General features: G+C 70.7%; 20 protein-coding genes. 8 read left to right on the top strand and 12 right to left on the bottom strand.

What is annotated here, in order from left to right; all coding sequences use genetic code 11:
- Positions 1-128: 128 nt before the first annotated feature.
- Positions 129-434 (bottom strand): hypothetical protein, encoded by a 306-nt coding sequence (locus VFR64_09520; protein HET9489976.1) that lies wholly within the window; start codon positions 432-434, stop codon positions 129-131.
- A gap of 92 nt (positions 435-526) precedes the next feature.
- On the opposite strand from VFR64_09520, the gene VFR64_09515 reads away from it, so the two are divergent.
- A complete protein-coding gene (locus tag VFR64_09515) occupies positions 527-919 on the top strand; it encodes a RidA family protein (GenBank protein ID HET9489975.1) in 393 nt (130 codons plus the stop codon).
- A 3-nt stretch (positions 920-922) separates the two neighbouring features.
- Here VFR64_09515 and VFR64_09510 read toward each other — a convergent pair whose 3' ends face one another.
- Genes VFR64_09510 through VFR64_09500 form a run of 3 tightly spaced genes read right to left on the bottom strand, consistent with a single transcriptional unit; the run spans position 923 to position 5057 of the window.
- Positions 923-2245: a YncE family protein gene (locus VFR64_09510; protein ID HET9489974.1), complete on the bottom strand. Its 1323-nt coding sequence runs from the start codon at positions 2243-2245 to the stop codon at positions 923-925.
- Positions 2246-2291: 46 nt separating this feature from the next.
- Positions 2292-3695 carry an AMP-binding protein gene (locus VFR64_09505; GenBank protein ID HET9489973.1) on the bottom strand — a complete coding sequence of 468 codons (1404 nt, stop codon included), beginning with the start codon at positions 3693-3695 and terminating at the stop codon, positions 2292-2294.
- Positions 3696-3701: 6 nt separating this feature from the next.
- Entirely contained in the window at positions 3702-5057 is a 1356-nt protein-coding gene (locus VFR64_09500) for a UbiD family decarboxylase (protein HET9489972.1), read from the bottom strand.
- Positions 5058-5169: 112 nt separating this feature from the next.
- Between VFR64_09500 and VFR64_09495 the strand changes: the two genes are divergently transcribed.
- Both VFR64_09495 and VFR64_09490 read left to right on the top strand, forming a co-directional pair.
- Positions 5170-5520, top strand: a complete 351-nt coding sequence (locus VFR64_09495; GenBank protein ID HET9489971.1) for a hypothetical protein — start codon at positions 5170-5172, stop codon at positions 5518-5520.
- Positions 5517-6347, top strand: coding sequence for a Phenylacetic acid catabolic protein (locus VFR64_09490; protein HET9489970.1), 831 nt, complete (start codon positions 5517-5519; stop codon positions 6345-6347). Before VFR64_09495 ends, VFR64_09490 begins: the two co-directional genes overlap by 4 nt.
- Positions 6348-6789: 442 nt before the next feature.
- On the opposite strand, the gene VFR64_09485 is transcribed toward VFR64_09490, so the two are convergent.
- The 3 genes from VFR64_09485 to VFR64_09475 are packed head-to-tail and all read right to left on the bottom strand — an operon-like array spanning position 6790 to position 9658.
- The gene (locus VFR64_09485; protein HET9489969.1) at positions 6790-7362 is read right to left on the bottom strand and encodes a GNAT family protein; all 573 of its coding nucleotides are present in this window, start codon (positions 7360-7362) and stop codon (positions 6790-6792) included.
- 54 nt (positions 7363-7416) lie between these two features.
- Positions 7417-7926, bottom strand: a complete 510-nt coding sequence (locus VFR64_09480) for a cyclic nucleotide-binding domain-containing protein (protein ID HET9489968.1) — start codon at positions 7924-7926, stop codon at positions 7417-7419.
- 19 nt (positions 7927-7945) lie between these two features.
- Positions 7946-9658 carry a thiamine pyrophosphate-requiring protein gene (locus VFR64_09475; GenBank protein ID HET9489967.1) on the bottom strand — a complete coding sequence of 571 codons (1713 nt, stop codon included), beginning with the start codon at positions 9656-9658 and terminating at the stop codon, positions 7946-7948.
- Between the two features lie 149 nt (positions 9659-9807).
- On the opposite strand from VFR64_09475, the gene VFR64_09470 reads away from it, so the two are divergent.
- From VFR64_09470 to VFR64_09460, 3 genes are all read left to right on the top strand, one after another.
- On the top strand, positions 9808-10755 hold the full coding sequence (locus VFR64_09470; protein ID HET9489966.1) for an ABC transporter permease: 948 nt from the start codon (positions 9808-9810) through the stop codon (positions 10753-10755).
- Positions 10752-11594, top strand: a complete 843-nt coding sequence (locus VFR64_09465; protein ID HET9489965.1) for an ABC transporter permease — start codon at positions 10752-10754, stop codon at positions 11592-11594. The genes VFR64_09470 and VFR64_09465 overlap by 4 nt, the downstream gene beginning before the upstream one ends.
- 70 nt (positions 11595-11664) lie before the next feature.
- Positions 11665-13401: a peptide ABC transporter substrate-binding protein gene (locus VFR64_09460; protein ID HET9489964.1), complete on the top strand. Its 1737-nt coding sequence runs from the start codon at positions 11665-11667 to the stop codon at positions 13399-13401.
- A 71-nt stretch (positions 13402-13472) separates the two neighbouring features.
- Here the strand turns inward: VFR64_09460 and VFR64_09455 are convergent, their stop codons facing one another.
- On the bottom strand, positions 13473-14492 hold the full coding sequence (locus VFR64_09455; protein ID HET9489963.1) for an amidohydrolase family protein: 1020 nt from the start codon (positions 14490-14492) through the stop codon (positions 13473-13475).
- A 295-nt stretch (positions 14493-14787) separates the two neighbouring features.
- Between VFR64_09455 and VFR64_09450 the strand changes: the two genes are divergently transcribed.
- Entirely contained in the window at positions 14788-15123 is a 336-nt protein-coding gene (locus VFR64_09450) for a hypothetical protein (GenBank protein HET9489962.1), read from the top strand.
- A gap of 112 nt (positions 15124-15235) precedes the next feature.
- On the opposite strand, the gene VFR64_09445 is transcribed toward VFR64_09450, so the two are convergent.
- The 3 genes from VFR64_09445 to glnD all read right to left on the bottom strand — a co-directional run bounded on the left by VFR64_09445 (position 15236) and on the right by glnD (position 21130).
- Positions 15236-15616, bottom strand: coding sequence for a VOC family protein (locus tag VFR64_09445; GenBank protein ID HET9489961.1), 381 nt, complete (start codon positions 15614-15616; stop codon positions 15236-15238).
- Between the two features lie 185 nt (positions 15617-15801).
- Entirely contained in the window at positions 15802-18435 is a 2634-nt protein-coding gene (locus VFR64_09440) for a transglycosylase SLT domain-containing protein (GenBank protein HET9489960.1), read from the bottom strand.
- Positions 18436-18454: 19 nt separating this feature from the next.
- A complete protein-coding gene (gene glnD, locus VFR64_09435) occupies positions 18455-21130 on the bottom strand; it encodes a [protein-PII] uridylyltransferase (GenBank protein ID HET9489959.1) in 2676 nt (891 codons plus the stop codon).
- Positions 21131-21199: 69 nt separating this feature from the next.
- Between glnD and hisC the strand changes: the two genes are divergently transcribed.
- Complete coding sequence (gene hisC / locus VFR64_09430) at positions 21200-22288, top strand: histidinol-phosphate transaminase (GenBank protein HET9489958.1); 1089 nt, start codon at positions 21200-21202, stop codon at positions 22286-22288.
- 9 nt (positions 22289-22297) lie between these two features.
- On the opposite strand, the gene VFR64_09425 is transcribed toward hisC, so the two are convergent.
- Positions 22298-22612, bottom strand: coding sequence for a hypothetical protein (locus VFR64_09425; GenBank protein HET9489957.1), 315 nt, complete (start codon positions 22610-22612; stop codon positions 22298-22300).
- Positions 22613-22615 lie beyond the last annotated feature (3 nt).

The raw sequence follows: 22615 nt of genomic DNA, 5'->3' as shown, positions 1-22615 counted from the left end.
GGAGGGGGGCGCGGAGGGTCGTCGCACCCCGCGTGAACGGGGGAGGTTTGGAGGGGGGCGCGGAGGGTCGTCGCACCCCGCGTGAACGGGGGAGGTTTGGAGGGGGGCGCGTCGAGTGCCCCCCTCCATCAATAAGTCCCGCCGCCGCGAGCCTGCCGGCGCCGCCGGGCCCGAGGGATGACGACGCTCCCCAGAGCCAGCAGCACCACGAGCGCTCCGCCGATGACCAGCACGGCCGTCACCGGCAGGCCGAGAATCCGTCGCTCGACCCGATCGCGTTCCAGGGAGCCGACGGTCGCCGACGGCGCGTCCCCCTGCGGGTTCCCTGGTCGGACCTCCTGCGGGTTCGGCTGGGCACCGTGCTGCACAGCCTGGGCGGTCGCCAGCGACGGCATGGCGAGCGCCAGGACGAGGGCGAGGATCAACGGCATCATGGCTGGCCTCCTCTCCCCGGTGCAGCAAGGCCGGTGCCACGAAGGCTGTGCTAGCATTCGACGCCACCGACTCCTGATCAGGAGGACCGCCGATGGCTCAGATCGAGAAGTACTGCGCTCCTGGCGTCTACGATCCGCCGGGGTACAGCCAGGGCATCAAGGTGACCGGGGCCCAGACGATCCTGTTCCTGGCCGGCCAGGTCGCGTACGACAAGGATGGCAGCGTGAAGCACCGGGGTGACTTCGCCGCACAGGCCCGCGAGGTGTTCCGCGCCATCAAGGCGCTGGTCGAGGCCGGGGGCGGCTCGCTCGGCAACGTGGTCAAGATCAACACCTACGTCGTGGACGCCCGCTACCGGCCGGAGTACCGCGCGGTCCGGGAAGAGTTCTTCGGCGGCAAGGGGCCGGCCTCGACCATGATCGAGGTGAGCGCGCTGGCGCACCCCGACTACCTGATCGAGGTCGAGGCGATCGCCGTGATCTGAGCTTCAGGCGGTCTGGCTGCGGGCGCCGGGGCGGACGTAGACGAGGCTCACGCTCTTCTTGTTGCGCAGCGTTCCCGATGGCAGCGTGAGCGAGCCCAGCGGGATCTGGGCGAGGAACACCGGGGCCAGCGGGTTCGTGACGTCGAAGGCGCTGACCACCGTCTGGCCGGCGTGGGGAGTGCCGGTGAGCTCGTCCTGCTCGTGGGCCACGTAGAGCGAGGTACGGGCGGGATTGGTCCAGAGGCCGTGGGCCTCCCGTCCCCGCGTGAAGAACGAGCCGACCACGCGGCGGGAGCCGGATGGGCTCGCGCGATCCACGATGGCGACCTGGCTCGACGCCACGCCGTTCGGGCCCCCTTCGTCCACCCGGGCCAGGCTCACGTACACGACCTTGCCGCGCGCGTTCTCGACGAACTCGAGGTGGTTCGGTCGGGCCATCGCTCCCAGCGCGACGCTGTCGAGCAGCCCGTGCGGGCCCCGGGCGCTGCGGGCCGAGACGCGGTCGGCCAGCTTGTGGGTCAGCCACACCTCGCTGCCGTCGGGGGACGTCTTGAGGAACGGCGTGAAGCCGAACGGGTCCTCCGCGCTGAGGTCCAGGGTCGTGATGTGCGATGGCCGCGAGCGTCCCTGCGGGTCGGGGTTGAGGAAGAGGACATCGAGCCGCGCGACCTTGTCGCTGGCCACGAAGGCCAGCCCTCCGTCGCCCGAGAACCACACCTGCGACGGGCCGTTGACCGTGGGCACCAGGAGGCGGACCGGCGGCTGGCCGCGCAGGGCGCCTTCCACATCGATCACGGCGATCCGATCCTCGCCCCCCACGGCCACCCATAGCTCCCGGCCGTTGCGGGTGAAGGTCAGCCCGAGCGGCTCACGTCCGACGAGCATCCCGCTGGTCAAGCGCTCCGGGTTCGACCCCGGTCCGGTCTGCGGGTTCGGGGTGTTGCCGAGCACGCGCTTGCCCGCGGTGTCGATGAGATAGACGTTGCTGGAGCCGCGACCGGCCGTGGCCAGCAGGCGGTTGTCCGGCGACGGGGCCAGACCGTGGAGGCCGATGGCGCCCCGGTAGAGCGGCTTGTGGATCATGGCCGCGTGAGTCGGCGCCCGGCCGTCGGTGACGAAGCGGAACGGCGGACGCGGGTCCTCGTCGAAGCTCGTCAGGTTGATGGCGGTCTCGAGGGTGTTCGTGCGGGGATCGAGCACCGCGATCGTGTTGGAATCCGCGTTCGTCACGAACACGCGATCGTGAGGCTCGACCGCGGCGGCCGGCGGTTGGGCCGCGACGGGATACCGCCCCATGGCGAGCGTCACCGCGCCGAGGCTACCCATCGAAAGCATCTTCCTGCGCGATATTTCCATCCTTGGCGTCTCCTCGTCAGGCCTGTCCGAGCAGTCGGGACTTCAGCACCTTACCCGTCGAGGCCCGGGGCAGGCGGTCGACGATCGTGATGCGCCGGGGGCACTTGAAGCCGGCCAGGCGTTCACGGCACCAGGCGACCAGCACCCGGGGATCCTCCCGCACACCCGGCCGCAGCGCCACGAAGGCCACCACTTCTTCGCCGAGCTCGGCGTGGGGCTCGCCCAGCACGGCCGCCTCGGCGACCGCCGGATGCGCGTGCAGCACGGCCTCGATTTCCGGGGGCGACACGGAGTAGCCGCCCCGCAGGATGCGCTCGCGCTTGCGTCCTTCGATGCGCACGTAGCCGTCGGCGCGCAGGATGGCCAGGTCGCCGGTCTTGAACCAGCCGCCGTCGATCACGGCGTCGGTCTCCTCGGGCGAGCTCAGGTAGCCGTCCATGACGGCGGGGGAGCGGATCCAGAGCTCGCCGACGGCGCCCGCCGGCAGCGCCCGCCCATCGCCGCCTACCACGCGGAGGTCGACGCCGGGCACGGCCCGGCCGACGGCGTCGGGCAGGTCCGTGGGATCGGCGGCCAGGTAGGAGATGGGACGGAACAGCTCGGTCATCCCGTAGCCACGCAGGATGCGCACCCCCGTTCGCTCGCGCCACTCCTGGGCGAGCGTCCACGAGCAGGGCGCCGCGCCGGAGACGCAGAGGCGCAGCGTGCCGAGGTCGCTCGCGGCCAGGCCCGGGGCGTCGAGCACACGGCGAAACATCGTCGCCACGCCGGGGAAGACGGAGACGCGGTGGCGGTGGATCGCCACGACCGCCTCGTCGGGGCTGAAGCGCTCCAGGAGCGCGACCGAAGCGCCGGTGAGCAGGGGTGCCAGCAGGGCCCCGTTGAGCCCGAACGAGTGCGACAGCGGCAGCGCGGCCAGGACGACGTCCTGCGGCCTCAGCCCCATCACCGGCTCGGCCCACGCCTCCACCGCCGCCCGCAGCGCGCCGTGCGACAACATGGCCCCCTTGGGCGCGCCGGTCGAGCCCGACGTGTACAGGATGAGGGCGGGGCCGACGGCGGCCGGCGGACTCTCCCACTCGGCCTCGTCCCCCAGGACCTCGTGCGCCACCACGCGCGGGCGGAGGTCGGCGAGGATCGCCTCCCGCTCCTGTGCGGTGAGCAGGTGATCCAGGGGGGCGACCGTCGCCCCCAGCTTGAGTCCGCCGAGCAGGGCGACGGCGAACGGCCAGCGGTTGGCGATGCAGAGCGCCACCCGGTCGCCGGGCCGCACACCGCGATGACTCAGGAATCGGGCGAACCCGTTGGCCTGGCGATCGAGCCGCCGGTAGGTCAGCAGGCCGGCGTCCCACAGCACGGCGGGAGCGTCGGGAGCGCGGCGCGCCACGGCCTCGAGGAGGCGGACGAAGTTCTCCGCCACGGCGGGTCAGGACAGGAACTGACCGGGGTCGATCCGCTCGTAGACCGACGGCGCTACCCGGTGGCGCGGGGTGAAGCCCGCCAGCGAGGGCTTGGCGGTGGCGTCCACGCCCCACTTCGCGGTGTAGCCGTCCTGCGTTGTGGAGGGATCGAGGTCCGAGCCGCGGGCGTGCGTGATGATCGTGATGTCCCGATCCGGCTGACAGCGGGTGGCGATGGCCCAGTTCACCTGGCGGTCGTCGAACACGTCGACGTCGTGGTCGACGACGACGACCCGCTTCATGTAGAGATCGGCGCCCAGGACGGCCAGGATCGCGTTGCGGGCCTGGCCGGGGATGCGCTGCTCCAGCGAGACGTAGGCGGTGAACGGGGCCGGCACCCGGACGGCCCGCACGGTGGGGACCATCGCGCGGACGGCGCGATAGAGATTGGCCTCGATGGGGATCGTGGAGAGCAGCAGGTGGTCGAGGTGGGCGACGCTGATGTCCTGGAAGATGGCGTCCCGTCGGTGCGTGATGGCCCGGACTTTCACCACCTCCCGCGGCCGCTCGCCCAGGCTGTACCCGGTGAACTCCCCGAAGGGGCCCTCGGCGGTGCGCTGGTGCGGGAGGATCTCGGCCTCGATCACCATCTCGGCGTGCGCGGGCACGAGCACGTCGGACGTCTCGCAGCGGACCAGCTCCAGCGGCTCGCCCAGGAGGCCGCCCATGATGGCCCGCTCGTCCTCGTCCACGGAGCCGATGGCCAGTGCGCCCAGGGCCAGCGCCGGATGCACGCCGATGGCGAAGGCCACCGGCAACGGCTCGTTGCGCGCTTCGGCGGCGCGGTGAAACTCCCAGAGGTGCTTGCCCAGGGTGAGGTGGATCGAGGTCGTGTCGCGGCTCTTGAGCATCAGCCGGTTGTAGGCGCAGTTCCAGACGAGGTCGTCGGGATGTCTGGCGAAGGAGATGGCCGCGGTCAGGAACACGCCGGCGTCCCCCTCGTGATGCACGATCTGCGGCAGCGTCCCCAGGTCGACCTGCCCCCCGGTGAGCACGACCTCTTTCACGGGCCCGCCCGACACGACGCGCGGCGCGACCGGGCGCTCCATCGCCCGCAGATAGGTGCGGAGCGTCTCGGCGGGCGCGGTGCTCATGGCCAGGGCCAGGCGGGAGCGGCTGGCGTGGAGGTTGGTGAGGACGGGGAACCGGGTGCCGCGAACCCGCTCGAAGAGCAGCACCGGGCGCCGGCCCAGCTCCCGGTCGAGCTTGACCACCAGGGCCGTGATCTCGTGCGCGGGATCGATCTCCCGGGAGATCAGCATCAAATCAGCGGGGCGCTCGCGCTTGAGCAGATCGAGGAAGCTTCGCAGATCCTGAGCCATGCTCGACGATGGTACACGGCCGGCCGGAGCGGTGTACAGTGCGCCCTGATGAGCCGGCCGGGGCCGGCCGGCAGCCGCCCGGCGCTCGGCAGACCAGGCTGGAGGAGGCATTGTGAACGAGATCGTCGAGGAAATCCGGCGGGCCTATGCGGCGGTCGGGATCACGCTCGATCAGCCGGCTACGTATGGCACGTATTACCGGCTGCTCTGCGCCGGTTGCGGGCGCATGACCGGCAACGTGGGAGATCGGCTCCTGCCCGGCCAGGCCGGCGAGCTCGTCGACGCGCAGTTCGACCTCTATGCGGCGGGGCTGCTGGGCTGTCCGTGCGGCCACCAGCGCGAGGCGACGCGTCGTCTGGATCCCGAGCGGTGGCGCCGGAGCCAGGCGCGGTATCCGGGCATGATTGGACCGCCGGCGCCGGGGGAAGCCGCCCCCACGGCGGATCAAGGAGGCCGGGGATGAGCGAGATGGACGTCATCGCCGACCGCGAGGCCGGTGGCGGGACCGGCCGGTGGCCGTTCTGGCGCAAGGCCTATGCCGAGGGCGATCCCCTGCCCCGCTTCACCCCGCCGGCCGGCCGGCCGCGGCACCAGTTCGACGAGGGGGACCCACTGCCCGAGGACTACAAGGCGCTGCTGATCAGGATGCTGCGTCACGAGGGTGAGCGGGCCGGCAACAAGTCGTTCCTGGGATTCATGGCCACCTGCCTGGACCTCGCCGAGGCGCTCTTCCCCAACTCGCACATGAAGCTGCTCAAGGCCGAGTACCTGGCCGAGGAGCTCAAGCACGCCATCATGTTTCACCGGCTGGCCGTGGGGCTCGAGCCGGACTTCGCGCTGCGCGATGTCCCCTACGCCCACTACGCCTTTCACCTGCCGCGGGAGACGTGGGTGGACGACGCCTTCTTCCACTTCTTCGTCGACCTCAACGGCGCCTTTCACGCGCGCGACTGGCGAGAGTCGTCCTACGTGCCCCTGCAGAAGATGGCGGCCACGGTGGAGCGAGACGAGCTGGGGCACTCCGAGATGGGCTACTACTTCCTGCAAGAGGCCTGCGCCCGCCCGGGCGGCCGAGCCCTGGCCCGGGCCCTGCTCGACAAGTGGTATCCGGCGGCCCTCGACATGTTCGGCCGGTCGGACTCCCCCAACGTGCCGCGGTTCATCGAGTGGGGCCTGAAGTCCGTCGGCAACGCCGAGATCCGTGACGCCTACAAGGCGTACGTCGACCGCAAGCTGGCCGCGCTGGACCTGGAGCCGCCCGACGAGCGCCAGCGCCGCCGCTTCCTGTGACATGGATCGGGCGGCCCTCGAGGGTATCGAACTCGAGCCTTTGCAGGATGAGGCAGCCGTGCACTCCCTCGCCATCCTGGAACCGGCCCTGTATTCAGTGCCGAGTGCACCTTCCCCAGCCAGGAATTACCGGCCCTGCAACAGTGGTCCTTCACACGGGAGGATGCGCGTGGCATATCCCAGCCGGTCCTTGCTGTCACAGGCGAGAGAAGTCAGGAACTAGATCCCATCTGGGTAGAGCGACAGGAACTGCTGCTCTCTTGGTTGCCCAACGTCGAGCCCTTTGTGCTTCCCGCCGCGACGCATCTGCTGCAGGTGCAGAATCCGCACGGCATGGCTGAGGGGCTGGCCGCCTTCTTCACACGTCATCCGCTCTCGGCACCGTCAGCATCAGTGGTGCCAAGGAGGTATGGGGCCCAGAACCTCCCGCTGACGCAGCCGTTCAGCGAAGACGGGCCAGGAGTCCCTCCTTCACCTCGGGCCACTCCTGGGCGAGGATGGAGTAGGCTGCCGTGTCGCGAATGCCGCCATCGGCAGCCATGCGCGCGGCGCGCAGGACGCCGTCGAAGCGGGCGCCCAGGCGCAGGATCGCGTTACGCGATCGCGTGTTGCGCGCGTGCGTCATGAGGCTCACTCGGTGCACGCGCCAGCGCTCGAAGGCCTGCGTGAGCATGAGGAGCTTGGCCTCGGTATTGATGCCCGTCCGCTGAACCTCCGGGGCGAGCCAGGTCCAGCCGATCTCCACGACGTCGGGAAGGTCCTCCCCGCGCTGGTGAGGGTTACCGGGCGGCCACGGCCAGAACTCGATGTTGCCGAACCGGGTGGAGCCGACGACGCGGTCCGCGCGTCGATCGACGATCGCAAACGGCAGAGCTCGGCCAGCGTCTCGATCGGCCAGAGCGCTTTCCACGTAGCGCCGCATGGCCGGCTCATCGGCAGCGACAGAGGTCAGCGTGAAGGTCACGCGCGGCCCCTTCGCGATCGCTACCAGCGCCGGGACATGCGCGGCGGACAGAGGCTCGAGACGGACGTACCGTCCTTCCAGCGTGACTGGCGAGAGGATGGCGGGTCAGCCGTTGCGCGCCTGATCGGCCTGGCGAAGCCGGCGGGACAGGACCACCAGCAGGTGCCGGGTCAGGTCCGGCACCTTCGACAGCAGCAGCGAGAAGTCGCGGCGGTTGATGACGAGCAGCCGCACACCGGTCTCGGCCACCGCCGTGGCCGAGCGCGGGCCGCCATCGAGCAGGCTCATCTCGCCGAAGAACTCGCCCGGACCCAGCCGGGCACGCTTGCGAGGCGAGACGTCGATGCGCACACGGCCGTCGAGGATCAGGAAGAACTCGTGACCGGGGTCGCCAGTCCGGGCCAGGACGCTGCCCTCGGGAAGCTCGCGGACCTCGGTGATCCGGGCGACTGCACGGAGCTGGCGCTGGCTGCAGCCCTCGAACAAGGGCAGGCGGCTGAGCTGCTCGATCTTGGCGTCCTGGCCGAGGTTGCCCCGGAAGAGGCCGGCCTTCCTCAGCACCCCCTTGACGCTATAGGGAATGGAGCCATCCATCATGCGGCCCACGAGCTCCATCACGTCGCCTCCGGCGCCTTCACGGCTTCTTGCAGATCACGTTGAGCAGCGCCTGCCGACGCTCCTCACGCACGACCGTCAGCGCCCGCGCCAGCGCCTCGGGCAGCGCGGCGGGATCCTCCACGCGCTCGCCCCACCCTCCGCAGGCCCGGCAGATCTGCTCGTAGTCGGGCGCCGGATCCAGCTCGCTCATCGGCATCGAGGCCGTCCGCACCGCCCAGCCCTGGGGGGCATGCGACGACACGGCCCGCTTCACGGCGTTCCAGGCGCGATTGTTGAAGATCACGAAGAGCGCGGGCAGGTTGTAGGCGCGGGACACCCAGTGCGCGGCGGTGGGCGCGGCGAACAGGTAGGCGCCATCGCCGACACAGCAGATGACCGTGTGCTCCGGCGCGGCCAGCTTCGCGCCCAGCGCGGCGCCGAGCGCCCAGCCCAGGCCGGAGGCCGGCGACTGGCTGAAGTACGAGCCCGGCCGGTCCAGCCGGGTCTGGGCCAGATCCAGGTCGTACTCGTTGACGACGAGCGTCCGCTCGTCGACGAGATCGGCGAGGCAGCGGGAGAGCCACGCCATGTCGATGGGCCGATCGTTGCGCACGCTTTCGGCGCGCGCCCGCGCGGCCGCGGTCATCCGGTCGTGCTCGGCCGACCATCGTGCGCGGCGTTCGGCGACGAGCCCCCGGTCGATCCCGGCCCGCTGCACGGCCTGGGTCAATGCCGGCAGCGTCAGCCGGGGCGCTCCGGCCAGCGTCACGTCCGTCGCGAAGCCGCGGATCGGGTACCGGGCGAAGAGTGGGTCCTCGCCCACCTGGATCACCGGCGTCTCCGGGCGGGGCGCCTTGAGGTCCGGGAACCACGGAGCGTCCGCCTCGATGACCACGATGAGATCGGCCTGAGCGAGATGGGGCGACGGGTCGCCGCCGGCGAAGAGCGGATGCGTCTGCGGGAAGCACAGGTGAGTGCAGAACTGCTCGAAGACCGGCAGGCCGGCGGCCTCGGCCAGCGCCACCAGGGGTGCCACCGAGGCGGGATCGCGACCCGACTGCTTCACGATCGCGATCGGATTGCGCGCGGCCGCGAGCAAGCGCGCCGCCTCCTCGACGGCGGCCGGGTCAGCGACCTGGGCCGCGGCCGGGGCCAGACGGGAGGGATCGAAGTATTCGAGGTCGGGCAGGCGCTCGGCCAGCACCTCGCGCGGCAGGGTGAGGTAGACCGGGCCGGCCGGGGCGCTCTGGGCGATGGCCAGCGCGCGGTCCACCACCGTCTCGACCTGACTGCCCGTGCGCAGCTCGTAGTCCCACTTCACGTACTCGCGCACCATGCCCGCCTGATCGAACGACTCCTGGGCCCAGTGGATGTGACGATTGCGGGCGCCGGGCACGCCGCCCTCGGTGATCGGCGTGCGCCCCGCCGTCATGAGGATCGGCACGCGGCTGCGCGCGGCGTTGATGAGCCCGCTGAGCGCGTTGGCCGTGCCCACCGTCACGTGGACCATCACCACCTGGGGCCGTCCCGTCACCATGGCGTAGCCGTGGGCCATGGCCACCGCGGGGATCTCGTGGGGCACGGTGATGGGCCGCGGCACGATCTGCCCCTGGGCCTCGCGCTTGGCGTAGGCCTCGATGAGCGGGGCGAAGTCGGTGCCGGCATTGCCGAAGAAGTAGTCGACGCGCCGGGCGGCCAGGAGCTCCAGATACGCCTCGGCCACGCTCTCCACGGACGCTCGCTTGCGCATCGCTCCCGGGCCTCCTCGGGCGGAGCTCGCGGTCCGCCTGCCCGGTATTGTAGGAGGCCTCGGCGGACGGCGCCAGCCTCCCGCGCAAACTTGACATTGGCGTCGCCGGCCCCCAATACTGCCGCAGACTTGTATCGCGAAGCCTCCCCGTGCTGACGTACGTCCTGCGCCGCGTCTTCTGGCTCGTCCCCACGCTCCTGGCCATGGCGCTGGTGACGTTTCTCGTGATGCACGCGACGCCGGGCAGCCCGCTCGACCCGGTGTCCGAGGGCGCCAACCCGCTGTCCCCCGAGGCCCAGCAGCGGCTGGCCGCCGCGTACGGCCTGCACCGCCCGCTCCACGAGCAGTTCGCGATCTTCGTGGTCAAGGCGGCGCAGGGCGACTTCGGTCAGTCCTTCGTGTACCGCACCCGCAGCGTGCGCGAGATCATCGCCGGCGCCTTTCCCGTCTCGCTGCTGCTGGGCAGCCTGGCCTTCGCCCTGGCCGTGGCCGGCGGTCTGGCGCTGGGGATCCTCGCCGCCGTGCACCAGAACCGGGTGTGGGACTACGTCTCGGTCACGGTGGCGACAGCCGGGCTGGCCATCCCGAACTTCGTGCTGGCCGTCTTCCTGATCGTGCTCTTCGCCTTCGTCGTCCCGCTCTTCCCCACCGGGGGCTGGGACTCGCCGCGGACGTGGGTGCTGCCCACGCTCACCCTCGCCGCGGCTCCGATGGGCGTCGTCGCCCGCTTCACCCGGGCCAGCATGCTGGAGGTCATCCGCGCCGACTACATGCAGACCGCGCGCGCCAAGGGCCTGGCCGAGGGACGCGTGATCTTCAAGCACGCGCTCAAGAACGCGCTGGTCCCCATCGTCACGCTGCTGGGGCCGATGTTCGCCGCCATCGGCACCGGCTCGTTCTTCGTGGAGGCGGTCTTCCGCGTGCCCGGCCTGGGCCGGTTCTTCGTGGAGTCGATGACCGGCCGCGATTACCCGATGATCATGGCAGTGGTGCTGGTCTACGGGGCGTTCCTGGCCGTCATGAACCTCGTCGTGGACCTGCTCTACGGCGTGCTGGACCCGCGAATCCGGCTGGGCAGCGAGCCCGCGGCGGGATGACCGCCGGGCTCACCCGCGACGCGCTCCGGAGGCTCGGGCGCAACAAGCTGGCCGTGGCGGCCGGCGTCGTCGTGGTCGTGATGGGCCTGCTCGCGCTGTTCGCCGACGCGCTCGCGCCGTACCCCTACACCAAGACCAACTTCGACCGGCTGGCCGAGGGGCCGTCCGCCCAGCACTGGCTGGGGACCGATCAGGTCGGGCGCGACCTGCTGTCTCGGCTGATCCACGGCGCGCGCATCTCGATGCTGGTGGGACTGGGCGCCCAGCTCATCGTGGTGCTCATCGGCGTGCCCGTCGGCGCGCTGGCCGGCTACGCGGGCGGGCGCACGGACGCGTTGCTCACCCGGTTCATCGACGTCATGTACGCCTTCCCCCGGCTGCTGTTCGTGATCCTGGTCATGTCCATGCTGGGAGCGGGGCTCGCCAACATCTTCATCGCCATCGGGCTCACCGGCTGGGTGGGCATCGCCCGGCAGACGCGGGCTCAGGTGCTGGCCCTCAAGCAGCGTGAGTTCGTCGAGGCCGCGCGCGCGCTCGGCGTGGGGGGCGGCCGCCGGCTCCTGCGCCACGTCTTGCCCAACGCGCTGACTCCCATCGTCGTGGTGGTCGCCCTGGGCATCCCCGAGGCGATCTTCACCGAAGCCGCGCTCAGCTTCATCGGTGTCGGCATCAACCCTCCGACGCCATCCTGGGGTCAGATGGTCGGCGAGGGTCAGCAGTATCTGCGGTCGGCCTGGCACCTGTGCGTGTTCCCGTCCATCGCCATCGCCGTGACCATGCTGGCCTTCACCTTCCTCGGCGACGGCGTACGGGACGCGCTCGATCCGAGGCTACAATGAAGCCCCGAGCACCTGGAGCAGGCCACCCGCGGTCCGAGGCGGCCTCGCGGACCCCGGTACAATGAGCCCGATGACCCGACGGCGACCGCCTCTCGACGATCGCCAGCTCGATCTGCTCGCCGAGCGCCTGGCCACGATCCGCGTGGGCCGACGCGAGCTCCTGGCCCTGGCCGCCGCCCTCACGGGGGCGGGACCGCTGGTGCGGCCGGCCGAGGGGGCGACGGCGCCCCGGCTGGCGCCTGGCGAGCGGCTAGCCCGCGAGCAGGTCTTCCGGTACGGCGGCGGCGGCTGGTGGTCCAGCGACCCCACCAGCCACGACTTCAACAAGGACATGTTCTGCAACGGCGTGCCCGCGCTCTTCGCCGGCCTGCTGAAGTTCAACGCCGACCATCAGCCCGTGGCCGATCTGGCGACGAAGGTCACGCCCCGGCACGACGGCGCGCAGTGGGTGTTCACGCTCAGGCGGGACTCCCGGTGGTCGGACGGCACGCCGTGCACGGCGCGGGATTTCGAGTGGTCCTGGAAGCGGCAGCTGGACCCGGCCACGGTCTCGCCCTACGCCACGTTCTTCTACGACCTCAAGAACGGGGAAGCGTTCAACAAGAAGCGCGCCGCCGCCGCCGCCGTCGGCGTCCGCGCCCGCGACGCCTGGACCCTGGAGGTGACGCTGGAGGGCCCCCGCGCCTATTTCCCCATCCTCGCCGCCTTCCTGGCCGCCCTGCCGGCTCACCGCCGGGCCGTCGAGCGGCACGGCGACCGGTGGACAGAGGCGTCGACCATCGTCGGCAACGGGCCGTTCGTGCTGGAGCGGTGGGAGCACAACCGGGTCATGGTGCTCGGCCCGAACCCGCACTTCTACGGATCCCGGAGCGTCACGCTGCAGAAGGTCGTCATTCCGATCATCCCCACCGCCGCCGGCGCGTTGCCCTACGAGAACAACGAGATCGACATGACATCGCTCCAACCGAGCGATCTCAAGCGCCTGCAGGCCAACGCCCGGACGGCCGGCGAGGTCTTCCGGTATCCCTTTCCCGGGACCTGGTATCTGATCCCCCAGGTCACCCGGCCGCCCTTCGACAACGTCAAGGTGCGACGAGCCGTCGCTCACGCCGTCGATCGCGACAACCTGGTGAAGGTGGCCCAGGGCTTCGCCATGCCCGCCCACGCCATGATTCCCCCGGGGTTCCCCGGGGCCACCGCCGATCCCCGGATCAAGGCGCTGCAACGCTTCGATCCCAAGCTGGCCCTGGCCCAGCTCGAGGGGACGCCCTTCCAGGGTGGCCGCAACTGGCCCCGGATCACCCTGACCATGCAGGACGAGGCCCGCGGCTCCCGACCGCTGGCCCAGGCGGTCCAGGCCGTGTTGCTCGAGCACCTCAACATGCACACCGAGCTGCAGGTCCTCGACCCGCGCGTGTTCCGCGAGCGCCTGTGGAAGCACGAGTTCCAGCTCGTGTGGATCCGCTGGTTCATGGACTACCCGGATCCCCACAACGAGTACTTCGACACCTTCTACGGCAAGCGCACGACGGGCAAGCGTCAGGCGTGGAGCAACGACGAGTTCGACCGCGAGCTGGAGCTGGGCCGTGACACCCGCGATCCGGACAAGCGGCTACAGCACTATCTCAAGGCCGAGGAGATCCTCCAGCGGGAGGTGGCGTACGTGCCCGTCGCGTGGGTCGTCCGCTACGCTGCGCTCAAGCCCTGGATTCGCGGCCTGCAGAAGACCCGCCAGGGCCAGTACGCGGTGGAGGGCAACATCTACGTGGACATGCTCCCCCACCTCTACGTCGTCGAACGCGCGTGATACGCCGCGCGCGGTGGCACCCGGGTGAATGGGGAGGTTTGGAGGGGGCGCGTCTCGTGCCCCCTCCAACTTCAAGTACGCTTGAGCCGTAGCCGCAGCAGGCGCTGCGCGTTGCCCGCGTAGATCTTCGCCTTGTCCTCGGCGCTGGCGCGCATCCGCTCCATCGCCGCGATGGTGTCCCGGATGAAGCCGGGCCCCTTCTCGGGGTCGAAGGGCATGTCGGTGCCGAAGAGCACGTGATCGGCGCCGAAGAAGGCCAGGCCGGACTCCATGCCGTGCCAGGCCCCGAAGAGGGCCGTGTCGCCGTAGAACATCCGGAAGTAGTCGACGGGACGCTTCTTCAGGCGCTTGAGGGCCGCCCCGTCGTCGGGATCGTCACTGCGCGAGCCGAGCTGGTCGAGCCCGCCGCCGATGCGACCCTCGCAGAACGGCACCATAGCCCCCAGGTGATGGGTGATGATCACCAGATCGGGATGGCGGTCGAAGATCCCCGAGAACACGAGGCGGCCCATGGCGATGGACGTCTCGTAGGGCCACCCGAACGCCCACCACAGGTCGTACTTGGAGCGGGGCTCGTTGGGGTAGTCGGGCACGCGGTCGGCCCGGATCGGATGGATCCAGACGGGAAGCCCTCGCTGGGCCAGCCGCTCGAAGATCTGCAGGTGCTCGGGCAGGTCGAGGGGCCGGCCGTTCACGTTGCTGAAGACCTGCACGCCGGTGGCGCCGAGCTGGTCGATGGCGCGATCGATCTCGGCGAGCGCCGCGTCGGGATTGTTCATGGGCAGGGAGGCCACGAAGCCCGGGAAGCGCTGGGGGTGTCGGGCCACCAACGCGGCCATCTCGTCGTTGGCCAGCCGGGCCAGCTCGGGGCTCCGCTCCGGGCCCGCCACCACCTCGATCGGGGGGGCGGCCAGCGTGAGGACCTGCACGTAGTCGGGGTAGCGGTCCATGATGCGGAAGCGCAGATCGACGTCGACCAGCACGGGAATCCCGGAGATGCGCTTCTGCATGTGCATGCCGCGGGGCGCGACCTCGAGCATGCGGTCGAAGTACTTGCGGGGCAGGATATGGGGGAAGACGTCGATCTTCACGGCACCCTCCGTGGGGCGGGGGCGACGGTCGCGCCCGCACCGGCCAAGCGCTCGGAAATCACGAGGGCCAGGCCCAGGCCCAGCCCGACGACGTCCAGGACGGCCACCGGCACACTGCCACCTGCACGTTTCGTCCGATCCTCATCGCTTCACGTGCTGCAGGCAGGTGTCGACGAGCAGCGCAGATCCAGGGCCTGCACAGATCCTCCCGGGCACCCGGCGGCCATGTAAATAGTGCCCGGGGCCTCCACGTCAAACATGACGTGGAGCGCCATTGTAGGTCAGGAGGAAGACCATGAAAACGCTCTTCGCCTTCGGTTGCGCCGTCGTTGCCGCCCTGCTCCTCGCCGTCTCGCCGGTCTGGGCGGGCGGCTCACCGGGCTTTGCTCACCGGCCCAGCGCTTTCCCCAGGCCGGTCGATCACTGGGCGCACTGGGGCAAGGCCGGGCATGGCCAGTTCCGCCACGGCCTCAAGCATGGCCACCTGCACCGGCCGAAGTTCGTCGTGCCCCGGCCGGTCGTCGTCGTTCCCCGCGTCCCGGTGTTCGTGGCTCCGCGCCGCGCTTGGGTGCCGGGCTTCTACTCCTGGACCGGCTTCTACTGGGTCTGGGTCCCCGGCCACTGGCGCTAGACATCAGCAGGAATGTGTGACGGTCGTGTCACCTCACGTGAAACGGGGAGGTTTGGAGGGGGCAGTCTCTGCCCCCTCCAAGTTCATAGACGCGGTCGCGCCCGCCGCGGCCTCACCGAGGTTTGAGCTCGATCTGGTAGTCGTCGGGGTCCCGGATGTACAGCGAGGGACCGCGACCGTACGCGCCCCGGCGGTCAACTACGTCGCCGACCGCGGCGACCCCGCGGCGGCGTAGCTCCTCGGCCACCTTGCCGAGATCGTCGCAGCGGATCGACAGGCAGAAGTGGTCCAGGCCGCCCCGCGCCGCTCCAACCTCGGCTGGCAGCAAGTCGATCAGCTGTTCCCCGAAGCGGAGCTGGACGAGCGAGATCCGCTCGTTGATGTCGTCGACCGTGCAGCCCAGCGTGTCGCAGTAGAAGCGCTTCGAGACTTCCTGGTCCCGGACCCGCAGCACGATGTGGTCGAGCCCCAGCGGCGTGAATCCCGCGTCCATCGCCACGAAGTCTGGCACAGGCCCGCGCCGCCGACAAGCGGCCCGGGCCCGACGGGTGAGCCTTCGCCTTTCGGAGCCGAGCGTCTGAGCCCCCGCCAGACTACCGGCGGTGACATCAGCGAGGAGGCGGCGACGAAGACCGTGAACGCCTCCCCCACGTGCTCCAGCACCTGCCGCATCGCGCGTCAGTCTTCGGGCGATCCGGATCCGTAGATCCGGCGGTACTCTTCCCACGCGAGCATCACGCGCTTGATGTAGTTGCGGGTCTCGTCGAAGGGAATGAGCTCGACGAACACCTCGATGTCGTTGGAGCGTCGCGTCTGCCACCACTGCCGGGCGCGGCCCGGCCCCGCGTTGTACGCGGCCAGGGCGATGCGGGGGTCGTTCCACTGCTTGAGCAGGCCCGACATGAACGCCGCGCCCAGCTGCAGATTGGTGCGCGGGTCGTCGAGCAGGTCCCCGTCGCCGAAGGCCAGGCCACGGATCTCGGCCATGGGCTGGGCCGTCCGCGGCATGAGCTGCATGAGCCCGCGGGCGCCGGCGGGGGAGAGCGCCCGCGGATTGTACGAAGATTCCTCGCGCACGATCGCCGCGACCAGGAAGGGATCCAGACCCGTGCGCTGCGCCGCCTCGTAGATCTCCTTCCGCCAGCCGAAGGGGTACAGCATTTCCCAGAAGCTTCGCGGCAGAGCAGCGTGGCCGGTCACGGCGGCGCCGGTAAAGTGCCGGCGCAAGATGCGCAGGGCCAGATGATAGCGGGCCTCCTGCGCGAAGGCCCCGGACACACCGTACAGGCGCAACGGATCGCCCACCGAGCGCAGCACCACGTCGTTCAGCTCCTGGACGGCGAACTCGACCAGCCCGATCCGGCGCAGCAGCTCGGCGCGGGCGAAGCCTGGATCGTCGGCCAGCGCGGCCCGGGGGTCGGCGGGCAGCCGGATCGCGGGCTCGGGCGAGGACTCCACCGGCGAGACGCGGCGAGCGGTCAGAATGCCGTAGTAGCTGCGCGGCGCCTCCCGGAGCACCCGGCGGTACAGCGGACGCGCTGCGGCGGCTCCGGCCGCGCCCTCGCGGGCGCGTGCCGCCCAGTAGAGGGCGGCGATCTTCCAGGTGCGGCCGCCGGGGAGGTCGACCAGCTTGAGCCATGTCTCGCCGGCCGCCTTGATTTTCCCCTGGGAATACTGCAGCCAACCGAGGCGCCACAGCGCGGCGCCAGCGCGCTCGCGAGTCGGATAGCGGCTCGCCACCGCCTTGTAGAGGGCCGCCGCCTGAGTGTCGCGCTCCATTTCGTCCAGCGTGTAGGCACGGAGATACGCGGCTTCGGCGGCTTCGGCCTCCGTCCCCCGCGCCCCGGCGTTGGCGAACACGATGAGAGCCTGCTCGCGCTGACCCGCCCGGAGCAGCATCCGCCCCTGGTCGAGCAGCAGTGCGGGACGGCGGTCCGCCGGGGCACGAGCGGCCGCCGCCTGCAGCGTGCGAGCGGCGACGCTGTGGCGGCCCAGCCGTTGCGAGGCGTCGGCCGCGATTCGCAGGGCGCGCACGATGAGGCCGGGGTCGCTCGTCTCCTTGGCGATCCGCTCGGCCTCGTCGGACGCCGTCTTGGCCACGCCGCTGCGCAAGAGCCGCTCGGCGCGCTCCACCCGTTGCACGGCCGACAGCGGCGGCACGATGACGCCCGCGTCAGTGAGCACGGTCAACCGGTCCTCGGCGCCCTCCGCCCACGCGCTTGCCGGCGCCAGCACCCTGACCTCCCGGTAGGCCAGCGCGGCGGCCTCCCGTTTGCCACGGGCCTCGCCCAGCATGCCCGACAGGTACAGGGCCTGGGGCATCTCGGGCGCATCCGGGTACGAGGTGATGAGACGTTCGAGCAAAGCCTGGGCGCCTGGCTCGTCGCCCTGCCGCTCGGCCAGCACCGCCGCTAGCAACAGGGCGGCCGGGGCCAGGCGGCTGTCCCGGTGGCGGTCGGCGACGCCGACGGCGGCGGCTCGCGCGCCGGGCAGGTCGCCCAGCCGCTCCCGCGCGTCGGCCAGCAGGAAGCCGGCGTAGTCCCCGATCCGGCCCCCGAGCGCCGCGGCCGAGCCGAACTCGCGAACGAGGGCCGTAGGGTCTCCTGACTGGTACTCGGCGACCGCCCGGGTCCACGCCGTCGCGGCCTCGGCGCCGACCGCGGCGTCCGCCGGCGGTTCGGCCCGTGCCGCCGCCGGCGCACCGGCGATCATGACAATGGCCAGGCCCAGCAGCGCGGCATCCCGGGCGGCCCGGCGCGTGTAGACGATGCGTTGCAGCGCGGTGAGGTTGGCGAACACGACGAGCAGCCAGAGGGCCGGCTCCAGCAGGTTCAACAAGGCTCCGGCGATGAGACAGATCATCCGCTCCGGCCTCTCCATCATGCCTACGTTACACTCGACACCGATGGATTCGGCCCGGGCTTTCGTGTAGCTCACCATCACCGTGCCCACCAGAGCCGCCATCGCCGCCAGGGCGCCCCGGGAGTGGGGCATCTCCACGAACAGCACGACGATACCAAGCAGCACCACCAGGTCCGAGTAGCGATCGATGACGGAGTCCAGGAAGGCGCCGAACGGCGTGACCTGCCCAGAAGCCCGGGCCAGCGAACCGTCGAAGAAGTCGAACAGGCCCGCCAGGAGCAGCAGGACGCCTGCCACCCGGGTGCGTCCGGCCGCGAAGGCCAGACTGGCCAGGAGACTCACTCCGAGCCCGGCCAGCGTGAGGTGATTGGGGCGCAGCCGCAGCCGGAACAGGAGATGGCCGATCGGTTCGGTCCAGGCCCGCAAAGGCTCGCGGTAGCGGCTCAGCATGGGCGAGGCTCGCCGGCCATCACAGGGGCTGAACCAGGGCGCGCTCCAGCGCGTCTCGCAGTCGCTCCCGGGCCTCGGGGGCCGCGATCTTCCCCCCCCGGCCGTCGTGCACGTAGAAGGTGTCGTAGGCCTGGTCGATCTCCGTGGCGATGCGCGCGCTCACGATGTCGCAGCCCTGAGCGGACAGCGTGCGAGTGATCAGATAGAGAAGTCCCAGCCGGTCCGGGCACTTGACCTCCACCACGGTGAGCTCGTCGCTCAGCGAATTGTCCACGCTGACCCGGGGCGGCGCCGGCGAGTTGCCGGCGCGCCCGGCCGCGCGGCGGCGGGCCAGCAGCGCCTCCACATTCTGCTCGCCGGCGATCACGGCCCGGAGGCCGTCGAGGACCCGGGCCCACTGGCTCGCCGCGGTGATGGCTTCCCCGGTCGGATCGTTGACCTGGAAGGTGTCGATGGCGATGCCGTCGGCCCGGGTAGTGATCTGCGCCGAGATGATGTTGACCCCGTGCGCGGCCAGGGTGCCGGCGATCAGGGAGAACAGGCCGGGCAGATCGCGCGTGACCACGACCAGATCCGACGATCCCAGATCGGGATGGTGGAACAGCTCCGTACCCAGCCGGGTGGCATCCAGGCGATGCAGCATCCGCACGTGCTCGGCCATTCGCTGCACGGTCGTCGTGGCCAGGTAGCGCTCGGGCATCATGGCCAGGTGGGCCATCACCGCCTGCCGTGAGACCTCGTCGCCCAGGGCCGCGTGCAGCCGGTCGGCGAGGTTGGCCCGCGTGGGTCGCTCCACCCGGCCGCCGGTCAACCGGTTCAGCGTGCGCGCGTAGAGCTCGTGCAGCACCACCGCCTGCCACGGCGTGAGCACCCCCGGCCCCACGGCGCGCATGTCGGCGTAGGTGAGCAGATAGAGCATCCTCAGACGCTGGGCGTCGCCCACCGTCGTGGCGAAGTCGGCGATGGTCTTGGGATCGTCGATGTCCCGCCGCTGCGCGATGTGCGACATGGTCAGATGGTGGGCCACCAGGAATTCCACCAACGCGGCGTCCTCGGCGGGCAGGCCCATGCGGCCGGTCAGCTCCCGGATCAGAGGGATCCCCTTGGCGACGTGGCCATGGCCCTTGGCCTTGCCGATATCGTGCAGCAGCATGCCCAGCATCAACAGCTCGGGCCGCTCGACGTCGGCGAAGACCTGCGCGGCGCCCTCCGACTCGGCGGCCTTGCCGGGGGCCAGGGCTTCCAGGTGCTCCACGGCCAGCAAGGAGTGCCGGTCGGCCGAGAACCGGTGATAGACGTCGTACTGGACCAGGCAGGTCAGCGCCCCGAACTCGGGCAGGTAGCGCCCGAGGACGCCGAGCTCGTGCATCTGGGACAGGGTGACGGCGACGCGTCCCCAGCTGCGGCAGATGTCCAGGAAGAGATCCCGCGCCCCCGGTGAGCGGCGCAGGCCGTCGTCGATCAGATCGAGCCCGGCCTCCAGCGCCCGCTCCAGCTCCAGCGACAGCTCGCAGCCCAGCCGGTGGGCGTGCCAGAAGACTTTGACGAGCTGGGTGGGATCGGTGGCGAAGCGGTCCACTTTCTGATCGGCCAGGTGCAGCCGGCCGTCCAGGAAGACCAGGCCGTCGGCCAGGGCCTGCTGGCGCTCGCGCAGGGCCGCGCTCTTGCGGCGGGACAGGGTGTCCTGACAGCGGGCGATGAGGCGGCGCGCCACCCGGTGGATGACCCGGGCGTGCAGATAGTAGTCGCGCATGAAGCGCTCGACGGCGAGGCTCGTGTCGTCGTCCTGGTAGCCGAAGCTCTTGGCCACCTGAGGCTGCCAGTCGCGGGTCAGCACGTCGTTGCGGTGCCCGGCCAGGAAGTGCAGCTCGTTGCGCACCCGCCACAGGAAGGTCAAGGCCGCATCGGTCAGCTCGAGCTCGCGCTCGGTGATCAGGCCCTTTTCGGTCAGCTCGCGCAGGGTGCGGGCCCCGAACTTCGTGGCGCTCAGCCACATGGCCGTGTGCATGTCGCGCAGCCCGCCGGCCGACTCCTTCACGTTCGGCTCCATCACGTAGGGCGAGGCGCCGTGCTTGCGGTAACGCTGGTCCCGCTCGGCCAGCATCGCCTGCAGGAACTGCTCGAAGTCGCGCCGATAGACGTTCTCCCGGAGCACGCGCTGGAACCGCCCGAACAACGCCCGGTCGCCGGCCAGGAAACGGGCCTCCTGCATGGAGGTGCGGCTGGGCAGGTCGGTGCCGGCAATGGCCACGCAGTCTTCGAGCGAGCGCAGGCTGTGTCCGATTTCCAGCCCCAGGTCCCACAGGGTGTAGAGCAACTCCTGGGTGATGCGCTGCACGTACGGCGTCAGCTCGCCGTCGTAGACCACCATGAGATCGATGTCCGAGGAGGGGTGCAGCTCGCTCCTCCCATACCCCCCGAGCGCCACCACCACGAACGGGGCCTGGCCGAGGTCGTCGGCCCGGGCGTCGGCCACGGTCAGCCGGAGGAGGGCTCGGACGATCTCGTCGATCAGACGGGCGTGGGCCTGAACCGATTCCTGGCCCGACGCGCCGCCCGTGTGCCGGAGCTTGAGCGAATCGAGCCCGTCGGCGAGCGCAGCCCGGAAAAACGTGAGGCGGAGGCGGCGCCTGTCCTCGGCGCGCTCACCTCTCGCCTCGGCGCGCCGGGCCCGGCGATACAGCTCGGGCGACATGGCGCACCAGAGGGTAGCAATGCCGGGCAAATACTGTCAAATGGCGCCTCGACTTACTACAATGAATCCGTGCGCAGGCTGTGGCGTCCGATCCTCGACGGCATCGCGCCCTACGAGCCGGGCCCCCCGCTCGAGACGCTCGCCGACGAGCTGGGGCGTACCGACCTGGTGCGGCTGTCGGCCAACGAAAGCCCGCTGGGCCCCTCGCCCCGCGTGGTCGAAGCGCTCCGGCGCGAAGCCCCGCGGGTCCACCTCTATCCGGACGGCGGCGCCACCGCGTTGCGCGAAGCCCTGGCGGCGCACCTGAGCGTCAAGCCGGACCAGATCCTCGTGGGGAACGGGGCCGACGAGCTGCTGGCGATCATCGCGTGGGCGGCGCTGGAGAGCGGCGACGAGGTCGTGATTCCCCAGCCTTCATTCGAGCCATATACGACGGTGGCGGCGCTGGCCGGGGCCACCGTGCGCGTCAGCCCCCTGGCCGGCTACGACACCGATCTCGAGGACGTGCGCGGCCGGGTCACGGCCCGCACCAAGGCCATCATCCTGTGCTCGCCCCACAATCCCACCTCGACGATCATCCGCCGCGGGCCCCTCCTGCAGCTGCTCGACGCGCTGGAAGCGGATCCACCGCTGGTCGTCCTGGACGAGGCTTATCGCGACTTCTGCGACGATCGAGAGTGCCCCGATGGGGTCGCGCTCCTCGGCCGCTTCCCGCGCCTGATCGTCCTGCGCACCTTCTCAAAGATCGCCGGGCTGGCCGGGCTGCGGGTCGGCTACGCCATCGCCACGCGGGAGACGATCGACCGCCTCAACCGGGTGCGCGCCCCCTATAACGTCAACCGCCTGGGCCAGGTGGCCGCGCTGGCGGCGCTCGAGGATCGGGACCATTGGGAGCGATGCCGTGATCTGGTCATCACCGAGCGGGCGTTCCTGGGCCGCGAGCTGGCCCGGCGCGGCTTGGCCTTCCCTCCCTCGCAGGCGAATTTCTTCCTCGTGAAGGTACCGGCCGCCGAGCGCATCCGCCGGGCGCTCCTGCAGGCCGGCATCCTCGTGCGCGACGGCGCCGCCCTCGGCTACCCCGATCACCTGCGCATCTCGGTGGGCACGCGGGACACGAATCAGCGCCTGCTGGCCGTCCTGGATCGGGAGGCTCGGTAACCGGGCGGGCTACTGACGTTCGGCGTCGCGGGGGCGGGCCTCGGCGAGCTCCCGCTCCAACCGCTCGATGCGGCGGACCAGCGCCTCGCGCTCGGCCCGCAGCGAGCGCAGCTGCTGATCCCGCTGGCCCGGATCCGATTGGGCCAACCGCGTCTGCAAGGTCGCTTCCCGAGCGTAGACCTCTTTGAGCTCGTGCTCCAGGCCCATGATCCGCTGCCTGGCGGGCAGATAGTCCACGAACATGACGTAGAGCAGGAGCCCCAGGAGCAGCAGGCTCGAGGCCACCAGCAGCCAGGGCAGCTTGGGCGGTGCGACAGTCGCCACGGT

The sequence above is a fragment of the Candidatus Methylomirabilota bacterium genome (genome assembly GCA_035709005.1).
Classification (GTDB): Bacteria; Methylomirabilota; Methylomirabilia; order Rokubacteriales; family CSP1-6; genus 40CM-4-69-5.
The sequence above is the reverse complement of the archived record's forward strand: the minus strand, read 5'-3'. Positions and strand labels throughout refer to the sequence as shown.

Coding starts and splice junctions, on each gene's coding strand:
- VFR64_09520 (HET9489976.1), bottom strand. CDS start 434: ATGATGCCGTTGATCCTCGCCCTCGTCCTGGCGCTCGCCATGCCGTCG.
- VFR64_09515 (HET9489975.1), top strand. CDS start 527: ATGGCTCAGATCGAGAAGTACTGCGCTCCTGGCGTCTACGATCCGCCG.
- VFR64_09510 (HET9489974.1), bottom strand. CDS start 2,245: ATGGGTAGCCTCGGCGCGGTGACGCTCGCCATGGGGCGGTATCCCGTC.
- VFR64_09500 (HET9489972.1), bottom strand. CDS start 5,057: ATGGCTCAGGATCTGCGAAGCTTCCTCGATCTGCTCAAGCGCGAGCGC.
- VFR64_09490 (HET9489970.1), top strand. CDS start 5,517: ATGAGCGAGATGGACGTCATCGCCGACCGCGAGGCCGGTGGCGGGACC.
- VFR64_09480 (HET9489968.1), bottom strand. CDS start 7,926: ATGGAGCTCGTGGGCCGCATGATGGATGGCTCCATTCCCTATAGCGTC.
- VFR64_09475 (HET9489967.1), bottom strand. CDS start 9,658: ATGCGCAAGCGAGCGTCCGTGGAGAGCGTGGCCGAGGCGTATCTGGAG.
- VFR64_09465 (HET9489965.1), top strand. CDS start 10,752: ATGACCGCCGGGCTCACCCGCGACGCGCTCCGGAGGCTCGGGCGCAAC.
- VFR64_09460 (HET9489964.1), top strand. CDS start 11,665: ATGACCCGACGGCGACCGCCTCTCGACGATCGCCAGCTCGATCTGCTC.
- VFR64_09450 (HET9489962.1), top strand. CDS start 14,788: ATGAAAACGCTCTTCGCCTTCGGTTGCGCCGTCGTTGCCGCCCTGCTC.
- VFR64_09445 (HET9489961.1), bottom strand. CDS start 15,616: ATGGACGCGGGATTCACGCCGCTGGGGCTCGACCACATCGTGCTGCGG.
- VFR64_09440 (HET9489960.1), bottom strand. CDS start 18,435: ATGCTGAGCCGCTACCGCGAGCCTTTGCGGGCCTGGACCGAACCGATC.
- glnD (HET9489959.1), bottom strand. CDS start 21,130: ATGTCGCCCGAGCTGTATCGCCGGGCCCGGCGCGCCGAGGCGAGAGGT.